Genomic DNA, 16,751 nt, shown 5'->3' with positions numbered 1-16,751 from the left:
GGCCCGCAGGCCGCTTTTTTATTGCATGCAGAACAAGAGGCTCAAGCCGCTTTCTTGGCGCGCACCTGATCGCGCAATGCCTTCACACGGTCATGGTTGGCCAGCACGCCTTGGTACTGGCGTTCGACGATCAGGCGGACATCGCTCGGCAGGTCCTCCGACAGCGCCTTGCGATAGGCATTGACGGCAGCATCTTCGCCGCGTTCGCACTCGTTCAGGATGGCTTCATCGTCCTTGCCCATGATGACGCTCTTGATGTTCACCCATTGGCGGTGCAGGGTGCCGCTCACGCTGCTGTGCGTGGCCGGATCGCCGCCCAGCGCGCGCACCAGGTTTTGCAATTCCAGCACGGTCTGGCCGCAGGCCTGCGAGCGTTCCAGGAACTGGGTCTTGTAATAGGCCTGACGTTCCGAGGCATCTTCGGCGCAGGTCCGGAAACCTTCTTCACCATCCTTGGAGATCTGGATCAGGTCGTTCAGGGTGTCAATCAGTCGGTCGTTTTTCATGATGTGTGCCTTTCAGTCGAAGCGTGGAAAAGAAATATTCTTTTTCTGGTGTTTCTGCTGGTATGTGCCGATGCATCAGTGCAATCAGTGCAGGAAAAAGTAAATCAGCACCAGTACGAAGGCAGGGACGCCGAGTATCCAGGCGAGGAAATACTTACCCATGGCTTGTTCCTTGTTCAAGAGTGAGGTCAGGTGACCGGGATGATGCGCACAGCCGTTGCATTCAACACAAACGCAACACAAGCGTCGTGCAAATCCGTCTATGCATCGTAGTCGCCACGATGCGCAGCCGCCATCAGACGCCTGCGCAATCTGTTGTAGGAGACAAGGGGAGAATGCCGGTAAATATTCCTGCCAGATCGGCTGAAACCCTTGTCCATAAAGGGTTCTCATCTTGTCCTACAAGACAATGGGCGGGCGTCCTATACCTCTTGCCAGGGGGCATTGCTACGATCTGTTCCACTGCTTCATCCATCCAATCACCGAGGAGCGCGTCATGAACAAGGATCAACTGCTTGGCAACATGAAAATCGTCGTGGCCCGCCTGGAAGAAAACCTGGCGACCCTGATGCACGATAAGGCGCACCTCCGCCACGCCGCGCAATTGCAGCAAGCCGGCAAGGTGCAGCGCACGATGGGTGAAGCGCGGCAGCTTATCAAGCGTTCGCTCAAACAGCACATGTCCGCCTGAGCCGCGCCACCGTATGACGAACAGGGAGCCGACATGCTGAATACACGAAATCTTTTGCTCACGCTGGGGCTGACCGGCGCCGCTGTCGTCGCGGTCCTGAATGTCTGCGCCAACCGCTTGTCGAGCCGCGATGCGCGGTTGCATCGCAAGGCATTGCAGCGCTGGGAAGGCGAAGGCGGCAACGTCGTTACGCCGGCCATGCCCGTCAAGGACGACCTGTCGCAGGACGCAACACCTTGACGACAGCCGATTGCGGCCTTGTCCTACAAGGTAATCAGCCGCAGTCCTATCGCCGCTGCACACCACCGTCAGTATCGTTGAGTTACCGACTTATCGGCATCGGCAGCAAGCAAGGAACGAGGTAGTAACCGCAGCAGTGAAGCAAAGGGAATTGCAAGGAAGAGACAAGCTGTTCGTTTCAATACACAAGAACGATCGAAACGGGTGCAACCATGGAAAAAGAAAAACTGGTGATTTGCTGGTTATTGGGCATGCCTCTGCTGATGCTGCTCATCCTTCAGTACTTCATGGATTGAGCGCCGGCATCAAGAAAATGCCGCTCGCTGCTGAAGCTGACAACCAACATGAAAGAGAGGCAAGAAATGCGCGAAGATAAATTGCGAACCGTCCGTAGCGACGTCCAGGTCCTGCTGCAGGAAGCGCAGGAGCTGTTCACCGAAGCTGCCGCAACCACAGGCAAGAAAGCCGAGGACCTGCGCGCCAAGGGTGAAGAAATCCTGGATCGCGCCTTCATCAAGGCGCAAGGCATTCAATCCTATGTGGTCCAGACCGGCAAGGAGATCGTCTCCACGACCGACGACTACGTGCAATCGAACCCGTGGCGCGCCATCGCGATCTCGACCGGCCTCGGCTTGCTGCTCGGCCTGTGCGTGTCGCGCACCGGTGAACGCTGAGCGTTCGCCTGTTCACGGTCCACAGCCGCGCACCATGCGCAATAGCAATAGCTGCTTGTAGCCAGCCAACCGGATAAGAGGACATCATCATGTCAAGCAAACCATCGACGGTCAGCCATATTTCAGGTGAGCCGTTTCACATCGATCGCGACAAAGTGCGCGAAGCCGCGAAGAAAATCGGCGACGGCGCGGTGACCCAGGGTTACAAGGGCAATCGCGAAGAAGTCGTGGCGATGCTCAACGATGCGCTGGCGACCGAACTGGTCTGTGTATTGCGCTACAAGCGCCACTATTTCACCGCCAGCGGCCTGGAGAACGAGCCGATCAAGGCCGAGTTCCTGGAGCACGCGGCGGAAGAAGAAGCGCATGCCAACCAGATCGCCGAGCGCATCGTGCAATTGAACGGCGAACCGGATTTCAATCCGAGCAAGCTGTCCGAGCGCAGCCATGCGGACTACGACGATTCCAGCGATATCAAGTCGATGATCCGCGCCAACCTGATCGCCGAGCGCATCGCCATCGAAACGTATCGCCAGATGATCGAACGCATCGGCGACGACGATCCAACCACCAAGCATTTGCTCATTTCCATCATGGCGAAGGAAGAAGAACACGCCGACGACATGAGCGACCTGCTCGATTGACTGCGCCTGTCCGGCCTGTGAGCCGGGCGTGCACCATCAACACGGCATTCGTGCCATCACCACAAAGGAGCGAAACATGAATTGGGACATCATCGAAGGCAACTGGAAACAGTTCAAAGGCAAGGCCAAGGAACAATGGGGCAAGCTGACCGACGACCAGCTCGACACCATCAACGGCAAGCGCGAACAACTGGCCGGCCGCATCCAGGAAGTCTACGGCATCAACAAGGACGAAACCGAGAAGCAGATCAAGGCTTTCGAAGAGAGCCACAAGGATTGGCGTCACTGATCCTTCCCGCAGTCTGAAGTCGCTTGCCTGCCGCACGACGGCGCAAAAAACCAACGTTCAATAAAACCAGAGGAGTTACTCATGAAAAAAATTATCGCCGCTTGTATCCTGACTTCCGCCGCATTGGGCGCCCATGGCCTGGCCAGCGCGGCAGATGCCGTCAAATCGCAATACAAGGCTGACGTTGCTGCCGCCGATGCGGACTACAAGACCGCCAAGGCCAAGTGCAAACCGCTCAAGGGCAATGAACAGGATGTCTGCCAGAAGGAAGCCAAGGCTGCCCATGAAACGGCCGTAGCCGACGCCAAGGCCAAGCGCAAGTCGACCGACGCCAAGAAGGACGCAAAAGAAACCAGCAATGACGCCAACTACAGCGCCGCCAAGGAAAAATGCGACGCCATGAGCGGTGCTGCCAAGGACAAGTGCCAGGCCGACGCCAAGGTCAAGTACGCCAAGTAATCTGTATCCCCCGGATGCATTTGAGCAACCCAGTATCACAGTAAGGTCATGGAGAGGTAGCGATGCTTCTCCATAAAACAATCGCAGGCAACACGAATTGAATTTACCAACAAGGAGATCCATCATGACTTTATCTTTGACCAAACGCATTACAGGCTTTTTCCTCGCACTGATGATGGTGTCGCTGGTCGGTTGCGCCTCCGGACCGAACAAGGAAGGCACCGGCGAATACGTCGATGACGCTGTCATCACAACCAAGGTGAAGACTGCCATCCTGCAGGAACCGAACCTGAAGGCGACTGAAATCAACGTCGAAACTTATAAGGGCGTGGTCCAGCTGAGCGGTTTTGTCAGTTCGGCAACAGCGGCGAGCCGCGCAACTGAACTGGCTCGCGGCGTCAAGGGCGTGACCTCGGTCAAGAATGATCTGCGCCTGAAATAAGTAGTCCGTCCGCAGGGAGGCTGCCGCGAACGCGGTCGCCTCCCTGAGGTGCATTCAAATGGTACGAAATTTGCAATCGTTGAGGTATAGTTAGCCGCGGAAGATGTCCGGATTCCCGGATCACTCTGAACAAATGGCGGGCGGGCTGCAGAATCATCAGGTGTGCATGCACCGCAGGCAGTTTGACCACATTTGCCTGATCAATGAGAGATATGCAGCATTGCCTTGATGCTGGTAAAAACTATGACAAAAATATTGGTAGTCGATGATCACGCAGTAGTGCGCGCCGGTGTTCAGCATTTCATTGCCGACATCCCGAACATGGAAGTCGGCGGCGAAGCCAGCACGGCCGAAGAAGCGATTCGCCTGGTGCGCACCCAGGAGTGGGACATCGTCCTGCTCGATATCGCCATGCCCGACAAGAGCGGTGTTGAAGTGTTGAAACAGATCAAGCGCGAAAAGCCTAACCTGCCGGTCCTGATGCTCAGCATGCATCCCGAAAGCCGCTATGCGGTCCAGGTATTGCGCAGCGGCGCCAGCGGTTACGTACAGAAAGAAGCGCTCGCGACCGATCTGGTCAGCGCCATCAACACGATTTTGCGCGGCCATAAATACATCAGCTACGGCGTGGCCGAGCTGCTGACCACCGATCCGGTTGATTCGGAAAAACCGCTGCATGAGACTTTGTCGCAGCGTGAATACGAAATTTTCTACAAGCTGGGGCAGGGGCAGGGCGTGACGCAAATCGCCGATGAACTCTGCCTGAGCGTCAAGACCGTGAGCACCTATCGCTCACGTGTGCTGCAAAAGATGAACATGGCGAACAACGCCGACATTATTTATTACGCAATCAAGAACAACCTGATTGACTGATGGCGGACTTGCCGGCCGGAAGGGGCATGACGAGGCATTGCGAGGCGGGAGACGAGCGGCAGTGTGCCGCATTGATGGTGGATTGTTAGACGTTTTTGGATAGTTATCATGGAAGATGCACTGCAAGAACTGGCGACAAGGAAGGGGCATGCACCGGATACGCCGCTCAAGATCTTCCTGGTTGAAGATTCGGCGGACGTGCGCGACCTCATCATCGAGAGTCTCGCCGAAATCCCCGGCGTGATGCTGGCCGGCTATTCCGAGACGGAACAGGATGCGATGACGCGTCTGGAAAACGAGAACTATGACGTGCTCATCCTCGACATCCAGCTCAAGCAGGGCAACGGCATGCACTTGCTGCAATCGCTGGCGCGCACGGGCCAGCGCCGCCATGATGAACTCAAGATCATCTTCAGCAACCATGTCAGCTCGACCTATCGCCGCGTTGGCGTTCAATACGGCGTACAGTTCTTCTTTGACAAATCGTCGGAGTTCACCAAACTGCGCAATCTGATCGAGCGCATCAGCGGACGTGGCGCGTCGGGGAAAAACAATCCATCGCGCGGATTCGCGCCAGCTTAGTTTCTCTCTCCGGGATATCGTCCCCGCCGTTCAGGTCGCGTTCACATCGCCAAGACGTGATGCCGCGATGCCACGATGCCGCAACCCAATATAATGTCACTGCATGCCGCCGCGCCTCGCTGCGCGGCCCACGAAAAAATCAGGGGCTTCAGCACATGACGTCAGTCAGAAACGATATCGGCGAGAGTTCTTCGCTCGAGCACTACGTCGCCACCCAGGCCAATTTCGCCAGCATCATCAGCGCCGCCATGAGTCTGGCGATGATCATCGCGCTGTTCGGCGTGGTGGTTCTCAGCAGTTGCTACGCGGAAGACGGCTATCGCAAGATCTTGGCCGACCTGATCGCCGTCCAGGGCAGTTCGGCGGCCGGCTTCATTCTCTCCGGCGTAGCTCTTTACCTGCAATGCCTCAATGTCGACAAGACCAGCCGCAAGCTGGCGCTGGCTGCCCGTGTACTTGCCACGTTGCTGTTGCTGTTGAGCGCGGGCTTCCTGTTGCAAAATCTGTTCGGCGTGAAATTGCTGCATGCCGCGCTGCCGGTACTGTCCATGGCGGGCAGCGCGTTCGGCGCGGAGATTCATCCGCTGGCGGCCGGCTGTTTCCTGCTCACGGCGCTGATCCTGTTGCTGCAAGAGCTGCGCATTCGCGGCGGCCACTATCCGGCTGAATATCTGGCGTTCATCCTGATCGGTCTGAGCGCCATTCCGCTGGTCGGTTATCTGTACGGCATCAGCAAACTGACCTTCCTGCGCTATTCGACCGGCATTCCCTTGCTGACGGCACTGGGCTTCCTGGTGCTCGGTGCAGCCTTGCTGATGGCGCGGCCTTCGCACCGCCTGATGTCCATCATCATCGGCCATGCGCCGGGAGGCAATATGCTTCGGCGCCTGCTGCCGTCGATGCTGTTCCTGATCTTGCTGCTCAACCTGCTGGTCGCCAAGGGGGCGGAGCGCGGGCTGTATTCCGATCAGCTGATGCTGCCTTTCCTGACCCTGATCGACGGCGCGCTGGTGGTGTTCGTATTCTGGCGTTTCGCCGGCAAGCTGGACCGCGAATACGGCGCGCGCATGCAGAGCGCGGCCAAGCTGGCCGAGGCCAACTCCTTGCTGACCGCGGTCAGTGACAGCACTCGCGAACCGATCTTCGTGAAGAATCGCCAGGGATTGCTGGTGTTTGCGAATCCGGCGCTATTGCAGCAGGTTGGCAAGAGCTGGGAAGAAGCCATGTACCGCTCCAGCCGCGAGCTGTTTGCCGAACGCGACGAAGCCGACCGCATTGATGAAGATGACAGGCGCGTCATGGCGCACGGTTTGCCGGAGACGATCGAGCAGACGCTGCATCTGCAGCACGGCGTCTTCACGTATCAGTCCACGCGCGTGCCGTGGTTCGACAAGGCCGGCAATGTCCTCGGCGTGATTGGCATCAGCACCGACATTTCCGAACGCAAGCGCGCCGAGGATTCCTTGCGCGAACGCGAAGCGCAGCTGGAGAAGACCGTGGTCGAGCGAACCGCCTTGTTGCGCGAGCTGACCAACCACCTGGAAACCGTGCGCGAAGAAGAGAAGCGCGCCATCGCCCGCGAGCTGCACGACAACATGGGCGCGTCGCTGACGGCGCTGAGCATGCACCTGGAGAGCGTCTACAAGATCCTGCCCGAAGACGAGAAGTGGCAGGAGCGCAAGCCGCGCATGCAGGGACTGATGAGTTCGCTGGTGAGCACCACGCGGCGCATCCAGACCGAGCTGCGGCCGAACATGCTGGATCTGTTCGGCCTCAAGGCGGCCATCACCGAACAGCTCGACGACCTTGCCGAGCGCACCGGCATGACATGCAAGGCCAGCCTGCCCGATGAAGATGTGACCATCGGCCATGAGATGGAAATCGCGATCTATCGCATGCTGCAGGAGATGCTCAACAATGTCACCAAGCACGCCAAGGCGAACCAGGTCGACGTCATCCTCGACGTCGATGAGGAGCAGGTCTCGCTGACGGTGCGCGACAACGGCGTCGGCATTCCGCAGGAACGCCAGGACAACAACAAGACTTACGGTTTGCGCGGCTTGCGCGAGCGCGCCACTTTCTTCGGGGGCAACGTCGTCATCCGTTCGACTCCCGGCAATGGCTCCATCATCTCGATACGTCTCCCGCTGGCGCCCGTTGCTGACGTCTGAACCCCGGCCTGCACGCTTGCTGCAGGCCGGTTTGCGTCAATTCCTCTTCCTGAATCTTTCTTTGCGCATTGTCCTACGCTGCAAAGCGGGGCTGTCTTATGGTCGCGAAAAGCGCGGCTGATTAAGATGAATCATCGCGTTTCCACCAAGGAGATGTGTGCAGTTGACTGTGCTGGATGACAGTAACTGGTCCCTTCACTTTCAGGAGCCATCATGAATAAAGATCAAGTTCAAGGCAAGGCAAAAGAAGTAGCAGGCAAGGTCCAGCAAAAGGCAGGCGAAATGGTCGATAGCAAGGAGCAGCAAGTCAAGGGCGCCGCCAAGCAAATTGACGGTACTGCTCAGAAGAGCTACGGCGACGCCAAGGAAGCGCTGAAGGACCGTTAAGCCGGCCTGCCGAAATGGGAGCTTCCAGCTCCCATTTTCATGTCAGGTCATGCCGGTCCGACGATTTGTAGGAATCGTCTTACGGCAGAATCGGAGAAGCACGGCTGTTGAGCGCAATCCTATTTTGTCATGATGGCCCGGTATCGCTGGTGCATCCATTAAACATTCCCGCGTCGCGACGTAGGCGATTTGTCGAGGGAGGGATTATGAAAAAAATAACTGCAATGGCTTTGCTCGTATTGACCGGCGCAATGGTCTGTTCTCCCACCTTCGCTGGCAATGGAACAACGGGCTGCGGCGATGCGTCGCGTTCAGTGACGCTCGCCAAGGCAAGCGCTGCAAAGTCCAAAGCCGCCCTCGGCGCGGGCAAGAAGAAATTCCTCTACCTCGACATGGTCCAGCGCAAGCATCCTCAATCGATCCGCAATGCGGTCATCGTTTATGAGCATCCCGGTCTGAAAAAACAGGCCTGCGATGTCAACGACGCGAAAAGTGTAAGCGAATGTTTGCGTAGTCCGTCGACATGAAACTCGGACGTTGAACGCGGTCTAAAAAATACCGGCTCTTCATTTGAGTCAACAAGAAGCCACGAGAATCGACTGCTGCATCCCGCAGCAACAACCATTTTTTGAAGAGGTGTGATCATGAAAATAGCACATAAAATCGCCGTAACTTCGATCACCGTCTGTGCCCTGACAGTTCTGAGCGGTTGCAGCGGCATGTCGCAGCGAGACAAGAATACTGCCGTTGGCGCCGGTGTCGGCGCAGTCGGCGGCGCCGTGCTGACGGGCGGTAGCGCAGTGGGCACTGTGGGTGGTGCTGCGGTTGGCGGTGTGATCGGCAACCAGGTCGGCAAGTAGGCAACTAATATGGGATACCAGTAGCGGACAGGCCGCCGCTGCAATGAAAAAGGGGACCGGCAGGTCCCCTTTTTCATGTCGCGCGCTGCGGCTTATTCGGCAGCACTGCGTGCCTTCAGAATGCGTTTGGCGCGCGCCAGATCGCTGTTCTGGTTGGCGCGGGCTTCCTTGCGGCAGCCCTTGGCTTCGGCCCCTTTGAGCGACTTGCATTCCTGCAGTGCTTGGGCGCCGGCTGCGCGGGCTTCTTTCACCAGCGTCTTGTAATGCAGTTGGGCGGTGTCGTCGCCCTGATACCAGCGTGCAGGATCTTCCTGCGAAACGTCCTCTTCGGCGGCAAACACGGGTGCAGACAGGGTGACGGCGGCCAGCAGCACCGGCAGCAGAAGCAGATATGGTCGGCGATTTTTTCTCATCGTTGCGGACTCCTCCGGTAGAAATGATGAACGGCGCTGCATCCTCGAGATGCAACGCCGTCCATCATATCCTGTTTGCCCAGGGCTACAGGGAAACCCCGCCGACTATAGTCGTCCGAGCAACACCAGGATCAGCAGGATGATAACGATCGTGCCGGCGATCCCGCTGGGGCCGTAACCCCATGAGCGGCTATGCGGCCAGGTCGGCAGGGCGCCGATCAGGATCAGGATGAGGACGATCAGAAGTATGGTGCCGAGTGTCATGTTGTTCTCCTTGTTGTACTGCAGGGTTGCAGCGTTCATCGTGGCCGTGTGGGGGACCGCACGGCATCCATGTTCAGAAACGCACCTTCACGTAAGCCGAGGGGCCTTTCAGGCGGATGTCCAGATTGGCGTCGTCGATGGCGCCGCCGCCGTCGCGGTTGATCTTGATGCGGGTAATTCCATAGTCAGCGCCGATCCCGAGATTGGCCAGCGGATACCACTCTGCGCCGATGGCCGCGCCGTAGATGTGGCCGGTGACCTTGCCCCAGTTCTTTTTGACGCCCGAGGCTTCGGCATAGAGACGGAAGTCCTTGCTGAAAGCGTGTTTCCAGCCGAGTTCAAGCAAGGGCGCCCAGGTTTTTTCTGAATAGCTGTCGCTGAACGTGCCGGAAGCGCCGTTCAGCGTGGCGGCGGCATTGACGTCGAGCTTGGCGCGATAGTAGCCGGCGCCGAGGCCGATGCCGAAGACGTCATTGCCTTGTCCGATCCACCATTTGTAGGCCAGCGACGCCATGTCGACCTGGATGTCGGCATTGCCGTTGCCGTTGAGGGTGGAGCCGCTGCCGAGGGGAATGGTGCGGTTGATGGCGCCGGCGTAATTCTTCTTGTACGTGAAATAGTCGAACGACAAGCCCTGGCTGTCGAACAGCAGCAGTTCTGCGCGTACGCGTGGCAACGCAGTGCGGTCGCGGTCGATGTCGCCGGACTGGTAAGAGCCGTACTGCGAGTTGGCGTTGACGCGGAAAGTCGGATCGACATAGTAGGCGCCGGCCGACAGGCTGAAGCGATCCAGCGCCGGCGAGGGGTCGGCCAGCGCGCTGGCCGACGTCAGCGCAAGCGCACTGCCGGCGGCAAAATAGGTGGCGAGCTGTACGGACTTGCCGACAACCGGCAGGCAACGAATGCGACGTGACATGGGTAATCTCCTCCAGGCGGGTGGTGCGAATCCAAGGTGGCGTTCAATGTGCCAAACAACATGCCAAAGACAGTTGATGCGATGGATGTTAACAACCGCTTTGCTTGCGGTAGATAGGCGTCTTCCTCAATTTCCTGTAGGAAAAGGCGAGTGGCGGAGTAGGGGATGCGGCATGGGCGAGGCGACCGCGTTGCGGTTTTCTGGTTTGATTTTTGCTTGATTGTTGCCTGCAAGTGCAGCCGCGGCATGTAGCCAATGTACATCACAAGATGATGGAAAGTGTGCCGCATTTTCCAAATGGGTTACTATTCGCCCGCTGCAGCCAGGGATATTCGGGAGGGCATGCAGCGTGGAGGTATGGCAACATGAAGCCGGCATTAGTCCGGTACCGGATGTGCCACAGCCACCCAGACCCGTAACGAGTTCGGAAGCGATTTACGATGTCCAGGCGAACATTGGAACCTCACATGCGCAATCTACGCATTGTCGTTGTCAATACCATCATCGACCATGCCGATGAGACCGACACCGACCTGCAGGAGCAGGCCGAGCGCGGCAAAGCTCTGCGCATTGGATTGCTGGAGGCGGGTTACAACATCATCGCCTCGCTGCCGGCCGACCAGTACCTGCCCGAACGCATTGCCCAGCTCCAGCCCGACATGATCATCATCGATGCCGAATCGGATGCGCGCGACGTACTCGAGCATATCGTCATCGCCACGCGCGACGAACGCCGTCCCATCGTCATGTTCACTGAAGACGACAACACCAGTACCATGGAAGCCGCCATGGAAGCCGGCGTCACCGCCTATATCGTGGCCGGGCTGCAAGCCGAACGGATCAAGCCGGTGCTCGACGTGGCGCTGGCGCGTTTCCGCCAGGAGCAGAAGCTGCTGACCGAGCTGTCGGACACCAAGCACAAGCTGGCCGAGCGCAAGGTGATCGAGCGCGCCAAGGGCCTGCTGATGTCCCGGCACAAACTGTCGGAAGACGAGGCCTATCAAAAGCTGCGCAGCATGGCCATGAACAAGAACCTCAAACTTTCCGAAATCGCCCAGCGCTTGCTGGATGTCGAGGACTTGCTCGGCTGACATTTTTTTCCTGGGGCGGCGGTGTGCATGCACCGCCAAATTGGTGCGCAGCACAAAGCCGGTGCGCCGCCGCCTTCGCAAATTCCCCTCGCTTTCGCTTCCATCGGGCCACGCAGGATTGGCGCTTTGCCTATGGGCGGCGCGGCTTTCACGCGATTTTCCATCTGCTTGGCACGCTCTTTGCTGAATCGTCTCCGTTAGCGCAAGGTTTGCGCAATGAACGATCCGGCCAATGGCGGTCGGATCCATCCAAGACAAAGGCGTCTTTCGACATGACTCAGTGCATGCCGGAGGGACGCCTTTTTTTTTGCCGCCGAAAAAATGGGGAATGCGATGGAATTCAAAGAGCAAGCGAGCAAGGCCGTGGAGGCTGTGAACGAAGTGGATTTCAAGCGTCGTCAATTGATTCAGACTGCAGGACTGGCAACGGGAGCGAGCATGTTGGGACTAGCAACAGGAGGAGCCTGGGCGGCCGGCTCGGACAAACCTGAGAAGGAAGAAGTGAAGATCGGTTTCATTCCGCTGACCGATTGCGCTTCCGTCGTGATGGCCTCGGTGCTCGGCTTCGACAAGAAATACGGCATCAAGATCGTGCTCAGCAAGGAAGCCTCCTGGGCCGGCGTGCGCGACAAGCTGACCAACGGCGAGCTGGATGCGGCGCACGTTCTGTACGGCCTCATCTATGGCGTGCAAATGGGCATCGGCGGCCAGAAGAAAGACATGGCCGTGCTCATGAGCCTGAACAATAACGGCCAGGCCATCACGCTGTCGAAAAAGATCGCCGACAAGGGGGGCGTCGACGGCCAGTCGCTGGCCAAGCTGATGCAAACCGACAAGCGCGAATACACCTTTGCGCAGACTTTCCCGACCGGTACCCACGCGATGTGGCTGTACTACTGGCTGGCCGCCAACGGCATCAATCCGATGAAGGACGCCAAGGTCATCACCGTGCCGCCGCCGCAGATGGTGGCCAACATGCGGGTCGGCAACATGGACGGCTTCTGCGTCGGCGAGCCCTGGGGCCACCGCGCGATCGTCGACGGCGTGGGCATTACCGCGACCACGACGCAAGATATCTGGAAAGATCATCCGGAAAAAGTCCTCGGCACCACGCTCGATTTCGCCAAGAAATATCCGAACACCTGCCGCGCCATGATGGCGGCGGTCCTTGAGGCCAGCAAATGGATCGATGCGTCGCTGGCCAACAAGAACAAGATGGCCGAAGTGATCGCCGACAAGTCCTACGTCAACACCAGCAAGGATGTCATCGACCAGCGCATCATGGGCCGCTACCAGAACGGCCTGGGCAAGACCTGGGACGATCCGAACTACATGAAGTTCTACAACGACGGCGCGGTCAACTTCCCGTACCTGTCGGACGGCATGTGGTTCATGACGCAGCATCGCCGCTGGGGCCTGCTCAAGGACGATCCGGATTACCTGGCCGTGGCCAAGGCGGTCAACCAGATCGACTTGTTCAAGGACGCCGCGACCATGACCAAGACCAGCATTCCGAAGGACGTGATGCGCACATCGAAGCTGATGGACGGCACCGTATGGGACGGCAAGAATCCGAAAGCCTACGCGGCTTCGTTCAAGGTCAGGGCGTAGTCAAGGCGCCAGTCAAGCCGGACCGCAGGACATTTTGCAGCAGCCTCCAGTGAAGGAATCGATATGAGCGCAGTCATGGAAACGATGATGAACGACAAACCGGCGCCGGCCGCACCGGCCGCCGGAGCAGGCGTGGCACCGGCGCCGGCTGCCGCTGCCACGCCTGCTCCGGCGGCGAAGAAGATGAAAGCGGCGAAGAAAAATCTGCCGTTTTCAGGCTGGTTCATGACGGTGCTGCCACCGGTGACCGGCCTGGCTTTCCTGGTGCTGGTGTGGCAGATCATCGCCGCCAGGACCGGCAATTTCCCGACGCCGCTGGTGACCTTGCAGGAGGCGATCAAGCTGTTTTCCGATCCGTTCTACCGCACCGGTCCCAATGACCAGGGCATCGGCTGGAACGTGCTGGCATCGCTGCAGCGCGTGGCGATCGGCTTCGGCCTGGCCGCGCTGGTAGGGATTCCGCTGGGTTTCATGATTGGCCGCGTGCGCTTTTTGTCGGGCATGTTCGGCCCCATCATCAGCTTGCTGAAACCGGTGTCACCGCTGGCCTGGCTGCCGATCGGCCTGCTCGTGTTCAAGTCGGCCAATCCGGCTGCAATCTGGTCGATCTTCATCTGCTCGATCTGGCCGATGATCATCAACACCGCCGTCGGCGTTCAGCGCGTGCCGCAGGATTACATGAACGTGGCGCGCGTGCTCAACCTGTCGGAGTGGAAGATCCTCACCAAGATCCTGTTCCCGTCGGTGCTGCCGTACATGCTCACCGGCGTGCGCCTGGCCATCGGCACCGCCTGGCTGGTGATCGTGGCGGCGGAAATGCTGACCGGCGGCGTCGGCATCGGCTTCTGGGTCTGGGATGAATGGAACAACCTGAACGTGCCGCACATCATCATCGCCATCGTCGTGATCGGTGTGGTGGGGCTGATCCTCGAACAATTGCTGGTGGCGCTGGCAAAGGCCTTCACGTATGAAGAAGTCAGCAGCTGAGACTGAGCTGCGCCCGATATCGATGCAACGACTTAACGCTTAACGAAGCAACAGGGGGTTCTGATGGACATGCATAACAAGTTTATCGACATCAACGAAGTCGAGATGATGTTCCACACCAAGAAGGGCAGCTTCCACGCGCTGCGCGACATCAACCTGACCGTGCAGAAGGGTGAGTTCATTACGCTGATCGGCCATTCCGGCTGCGGCAAGTCGACGCTGCTGAACCTGATCGCCGGCCTGCTCAAGCCCAGCGATGGCTTGCTCTTGTGCGCCAACCGTGAGATCGCCGGCCCGTCGCCGGAGCGCTCGGTGGTGTTCCAGAACCACTCGCTGTTGCCGTGGCTGACATGCTACGAAAATATCTTCCTGGGCGTCGAGCGCGTCTTCGGTGCCACCGAAAATCGCACCCAACTGCGCGACCGCACGCGCGCGGCGCTGGCGCTGGTGGGGTTGACGGCGGCGGAGAGCAAGCGTCCCAATGAAATCTCCGGCGGCATGAAGCAGCGCGTCGGCATCGCCCGCGCGCTGGCGATGGAGCCCAAAGTCCTGCTGATGGACGAGCCGTTTGGCGCGCTGGATGCACTGACCCGTGCACACCTGCAGGACGAGTTGCTGAAGATTGTCGCCAAGACCGAATCGACCGTCGTCATGGTCACGCACGATGTCGATGAAGCGGTGCTGCTGTCGGACCGCATCGTCATGATGACCAATGGCCCAGCCGCCACCATCGGCGAAATCCTCGAAGTCAAGCTGGCGCGTCCGCGCGAACGCGTGGCGCTGGCGCAGGATGCACGGTATTCCGAATATCGCACGGCGGTGCTGGAATTCCTGTATCGCAAGCAAGCGCATCCGGCCAGAGAAGCTGCATAAACCATCTCCAGGACTCATACGAAAGGAGCGCCATGACGGCGTCCGTACAAATCAGGCCGGTGCCATACAACGAAACCGGCGAGGAGGGCGGCGATAAAAGCGGCAGCGGCATCAAGCCATTGTCGGGTGAAGTGTTCGGCGCATTGATCAATCTGTCGGGACGCCGGCGTTTCACCTCGCAGCGCCTGGTGCTGTATGCGGTGCTGGCGTCGCAGGGACACGATGGCGCGGTGAAGACGGCGCGCGACGCGCTGGCCTTGTTCCGTGGGGCGCATACGGCGCTGGTCAAGGGTTCCGACACGGTGCCGGGAATTTTTTGCGAAGAAGTGCGGGAAGCCTATTTCGGCAAGCTCGACGGCGACGCGCAAATTGTTTACTTCATGAACCTGGCTGAGCGCACGCTCAATGCCATCGAGGACCGCCTGCGCGATGCGCCGGCGCTGCTGGAAGAACTGGTGCGCATTACCACGCCGCTGCTGAGCGTGCTGAACCAGATCACCACCGTCTACGAAGAACAATCGAAGCGCCACGCCGTGCTGATGAAGAAGCAGCTGCGCGGCATCATGACCGACATCGAAACCATCGCCAAACAGGCCAAGATGGTGTCCTTCAATGCGCGCATCGTGGCGGCGCGCGCGGGACAGGCCGGCAAGGAATTTTCGGTCGTTGCCGGTGTGCTGTCGAACATCACCACCGAGATCGACGACCTCGTCAGGGCAGCTCTCGCCGGTGCGACGGCTTAGGTGTTTTTCTCGGCCTATTGAGATCGTTTCCCTGATTCTGTTCTAATTGAGGCAACTCAAGACGGAACAGGCAGGGACGGGAAATGAAAAAACTCAGCGAGCAGAGGCTCGTCTATTTCTTTGAAGCGGTGCAGTGCGGCAGCGTGCGCGCGGCGGCCGACAAGCTCGATATCGCGCCATCGGCGGTGAGTCGCCAGATCTCGCTGCTCGAACAGGAAATCGCCATCCCCGTGATGGAACGGCACCGCCGCGGCGTGGTGCCGACCGAAGCGGGCCAACTGCTGATCGATTACTACCGTGAGCAAGGCGCTCACCAGGCCGACCTGTTGTCCAAGCTGCAAGGCCTGCGCGGACTCAAGCGCGGACACGTCAGCATCGTCATCGGCGAAGGTTTCGTGAGCGATTTCATGAGCCGGCCGATGGCCTATTTCTGCGAACGCCATCCACAGATTTCAGTCTCGCTCGACCTCGCCGGCACCAACGACGTGCTGCGCATGGTGGCCGAAGACATCGCCGAAATCGGCCTGGTCTACAACCCGCCCACGGATCCCAAGATCGTCTCTCGTTCGGTGCAGCGGCAACCGATGATGGCGGTGGTCAGCGCCAATTCGCCGCTGCGCAACAGCAAATCCTGCACCTTGCAGGAGCTCAGCGAATATCCGGTCGGGCTGATGCATACGTCCTACGGCACGCGACAGCTGCTGGCGCTGGCCGAATACGCGGCCAAGATCAAGCTCAATCCTACGCTCACCACCAACTCCATCAATGTGCTCAAGCATTTCGTCAGGTCCGACCTTGGGGTGACGCTGTTGCCGCGCTTCGCCGTGTCGACCGAACTGGCGGCGGGCGAATTGTTTGCGATTCCGCTGGAAGACGACGTGCTGGCGGTGGCCGAGGTGCACCTGGTCACGCGCGTAGGGCGCAAGCTGTCGGTAGCAGCCAATCGTTTCGTGTCGTATTCGAGTTCGCTGATGCAGGCGTTCCAGGTCACCAGCTGACGCCTGTTGCGTGCTGTTTTATGTGTTCTCATAAGTA

At 58.8% G+C, this 16,751-nt stretch carries 23 protein-coding genes; 19 read left to right on the top strand and 4 right to left on the bottom strand.

Translation table 11 applies throughout. The features are described from left to right. Positions 1-41: 41 nt before the first annotated feature. Positions 42-506 carry a PA2169 family four-helix-bundle protein gene (locus F506_RS21310; RefSeq protein WP_053200776.1) on the bottom strand — a complete coding sequence of 155 codons (465 nt, stop codon included), beginning with the start codon at positions 504-506 and terminating at the stop codon, positions 42-44. A gap of 496 nt (positions 507-1,002) precedes the next feature. On the opposite strand from F506_RS21310, the gene F506_RS21305 reads away from it, so the two are divergent. The 13 genes from F506_RS21305 to F506_RS21245 all read left to right on the top strand — a co-directional run bounded on the left by F506_RS21305 (position 1,003) and on the right by F506_RS21245 (position 8,818). Further along, positions 1,003-1,197, top strand: a complete 195-nt coding sequence (locus tag F506_RS21305) for a hypothetical protein (RefSeq protein WP_016833184.1) — start codon at positions 1,003-1,005, stop codon at positions 1,195-1,197. Positions 1,198-1,230: 33 nt separating this feature from the next. Next, positions 1,231-1,437: a hypothetical protein gene (locus F506_RS21300; RefSeq protein ID WP_144424139.1), complete on the top strand. Its 207-nt coding sequence runs from the start codon at positions 1,231-1,233 to the stop codon at positions 1,435-1,437. 362 nt (positions 1,438-1,799) lie between these two features. After that, the gene (locus F506_RS21295; RefSeq protein WP_053200772.1) at positions 1,800-2,111 is read left to right on the top strand and encodes a DUF883 family protein; all 312 of its coding nucleotides are present in this window, start codon (positions 1,800-1,802) and stop codon (positions 2,109-2,111) included. Between the two features lie 89 nt (positions 2,112-2,200). Next, positions 2,201-2,755 carry a ferritin-like domain-containing protein gene (locus tag F506_RS21290; RefSeq protein WP_053200770.1) on the top strand — a complete coding sequence of 185 codons (555 nt, stop codon included), beginning with the start codon at positions 2,201-2,203 and terminating at the stop codon, positions 2,753-2,755. 76 nt (positions 2,756-2,831) lie between these two features. After that, entirely contained in the window at positions 2,832-3,044 is a 213-nt protein-coding gene (locus F506_RS21285; protein WP_053200768.1) for a CsbD family protein, read from the top strand. Between the two features lie 81 nt (positions 3,045-3,125). Beyond that, positions 3,126-3,503, top strand: coding sequence for a hypothetical protein (locus tag F506_RS21280; RefSeq protein WP_053200766.1), 378 nt, complete (start codon positions 3,126-3,128; stop codon positions 3,501-3,503). A 124-nt stretch (positions 3,504-3,627) separates the two neighbouring features. After that, positions 3,628-3,945: a BON domain-containing protein gene (locus F506_RS21275; protein ID WP_053200764.1), complete on the top strand. Its 318-nt coding sequence runs from the start codon at positions 3,628-3,630 to the stop codon at positions 3,943-3,945. A gap of 243 nt (positions 3,946-4,188) precedes the next feature. Further along, positions 4,189-4,818 (top strand): response regulator, encoded by a 630-nt coding sequence (locus F506_RS21270; RefSeq protein ID WP_029363191.1) that lies wholly within the window; start codon positions 4,189-4,191, stop codon positions 4,816-4,818. 108 nt (positions 4,819-4,926) lie between these two features. After that, positions 4,927-5,400: a response regulator gene (locus F506_RS21265; RefSeq protein ID WP_053200762.1), complete on the top strand. Its 474-nt coding sequence runs from the start codon at positions 4,927-4,929 to the stop codon at positions 5,398-5,400. Positions 5,401-5,555: 155 nt separating this feature from the next. Further along, a complete protein-coding gene (locus tag F506_RS21260) occupies positions 5,556-7,571 on the top strand; it encodes a PAS domain-containing sensor histidine kinase (RefSeq protein WP_053200760.1) in 2,016 nt (671 codons plus the stop codon). A gap of 213 nt (positions 7,572-7,784) precedes the next feature. Continuing rightward, positions 7,785-7,958 (top strand): CsbD family protein, encoded by a 174-nt coding sequence (locus F506_RS21255; protein ID WP_053200758.1) that lies wholly within the window; start codon positions 7,785-7,787, stop codon positions 7,956-7,958. A 206-nt stretch (positions 7,959-8,164) separates the two neighbouring features. Beyond that, positions 8,165-8,485 carry a hypothetical protein gene (locus F506_RS21250; RefSeq protein ID WP_144424138.1) on the top strand — a complete coding sequence of 107 codons (321 nt, stop codon included), beginning with the start codon at positions 8,165-8,167 and terminating at the stop codon, positions 8,483-8,485. 117 nt (positions 8,486-8,602) lie between these two features. Beyond that, entirely contained in the window at positions 8,603-8,818 is a 216-nt protein-coding gene (locus tag F506_RS21245; protein WP_053200754.1) for a glycine zipper 2TM domain-containing protein, read from the top strand. Between the two features lie 92 nt (positions 8,819-8,910). Here F506_RS21245 and F506_RS21240 read toward each other — a convergent pair whose 3' ends face one another. From F506_RS21240 to F506_RS21230, 3 genes are all read right to left on the bottom strand, one after another. Then, positions 8,911-9,231 carry a hypothetical protein gene (locus F506_RS21240; RefSeq protein WP_053200753.1) on the bottom strand — a complete coding sequence of 107 codons (321 nt, stop codon included), beginning with the start codon at positions 9,229-9,231 and terminating at the stop codon, positions 8,911-8,913. 105 nt (positions 9,232-9,336) lie between these two features. Further along, complete coding sequence (locus F506_RS21235) at positions 9,337-9,495, bottom strand: DUF3309 family protein (RefSeq protein ID WP_083458346.1); 159 nt, start codon at positions 9,493-9,495, stop codon at positions 9,337-9,339. Positions 9,496-9,568: 73 nt separating this feature from the next. After that, positions 9,569-10,411 carry a hypothetical protein gene (locus F506_RS21230; RefSeq protein WP_053200748.1) on the bottom strand — a complete coding sequence of 281 codons (843 nt, stop codon included), beginning with the start codon at positions 10,409-10,411 and terminating at the stop codon, positions 9,569-9,571. A gap of 467 nt (positions 10,412-10,878) precedes the next feature. Here F506_RS21230 and F506_RS21225 point away from each other — a divergent pair, with 467 nt between their 5' ends. The 6 genes from F506_RS21225 (at position 10,879) to F506_RS21200 (ending at position 16,714) form a co-directional block, all read left to right on the top strand. After that, positions 10,879-11,502 carry an ANTAR domain-containing response regulator gene (locus F506_RS21225; RefSeq protein WP_053200747.1) on the top strand — a complete coding sequence of 208 codons (624 nt, stop codon included), beginning with the start codon at positions 10,879-10,881 and terminating at the stop codon, positions 11,500-11,502. Positions 11,503-11,940: 438 nt separating this feature from the next. Then, positions 11,941-13,113 carry a CmpA/NrtA family ABC transporter substrate-binding protein gene (locus F506_RS21220; protein WP_407638194.1) on the top strand — a complete coding sequence of 391 codons (1,173 nt, stop codon included), beginning with the start codon at positions 11,941-11,943 and terminating at the stop codon, positions 13,111-13,113. Between the two features lie 63 nt (positions 13,114-13,176). Next, the gene (gene ntrB, locus F506_RS21215; protein ID WP_053200745.1) at positions 13,177-14,100 is read left to right on the top strand and encodes a nitrate ABC transporter permease; all 924 of its coding nucleotides are present in this window, start codon (positions 13,177-13,179) and stop codon (positions 14,098-14,100) included. A gap of 63 nt (positions 14,101-14,163) precedes the next feature. Beyond that, positions 14,164-14,973 carry an ABC transporter ATP-binding protein gene (locus F506_RS21210; protein ID WP_053200743.1) on the top strand — a complete coding sequence of 270 codons (810 nt, stop codon included), beginning with the start codon at positions 14,164-14,166 and terminating at the stop codon, positions 14,971-14,973. Between the two features lie 32 nt (positions 14,974-15,005). Further along, the gene (locus F506_RS21205) at positions 15,006-15,716 is read left to right on the top strand and encodes a methyl-accepting chemotaxis protein (RefSeq protein ID WP_144424137.1); all 711 of its coding nucleotides are present in this window, start codon (positions 15,006-15,008) and stop codon (positions 15,714-15,716) included. An 83-nt stretch (positions 15,717-15,799) separates the two neighbouring features. After that, entirely contained in the window at positions 15,800-16,714 is a 915-nt protein-coding gene (locus F506_RS21200) for a LysR family transcriptional regulator (protein WP_053200740.1), read from the top strand. The last annotated feature ends 37 nt before the right edge of the window (positions 16,715-16,751 follow it).

Source organism: Herbaspirillum hiltneri N3, from assembly GCF_001267925.1.
Taxonomy (GTDB): domain Bacteria; phylum Pseudomonadota; class Gammaproteobacteria; order Burkholderiales; family Burkholderiaceae_D; genus Herbaspirillum; species Herbaspirillum hiltneri.
This window is presented reverse-complemented; position numbering and strand designations above follow the sequence as displayed.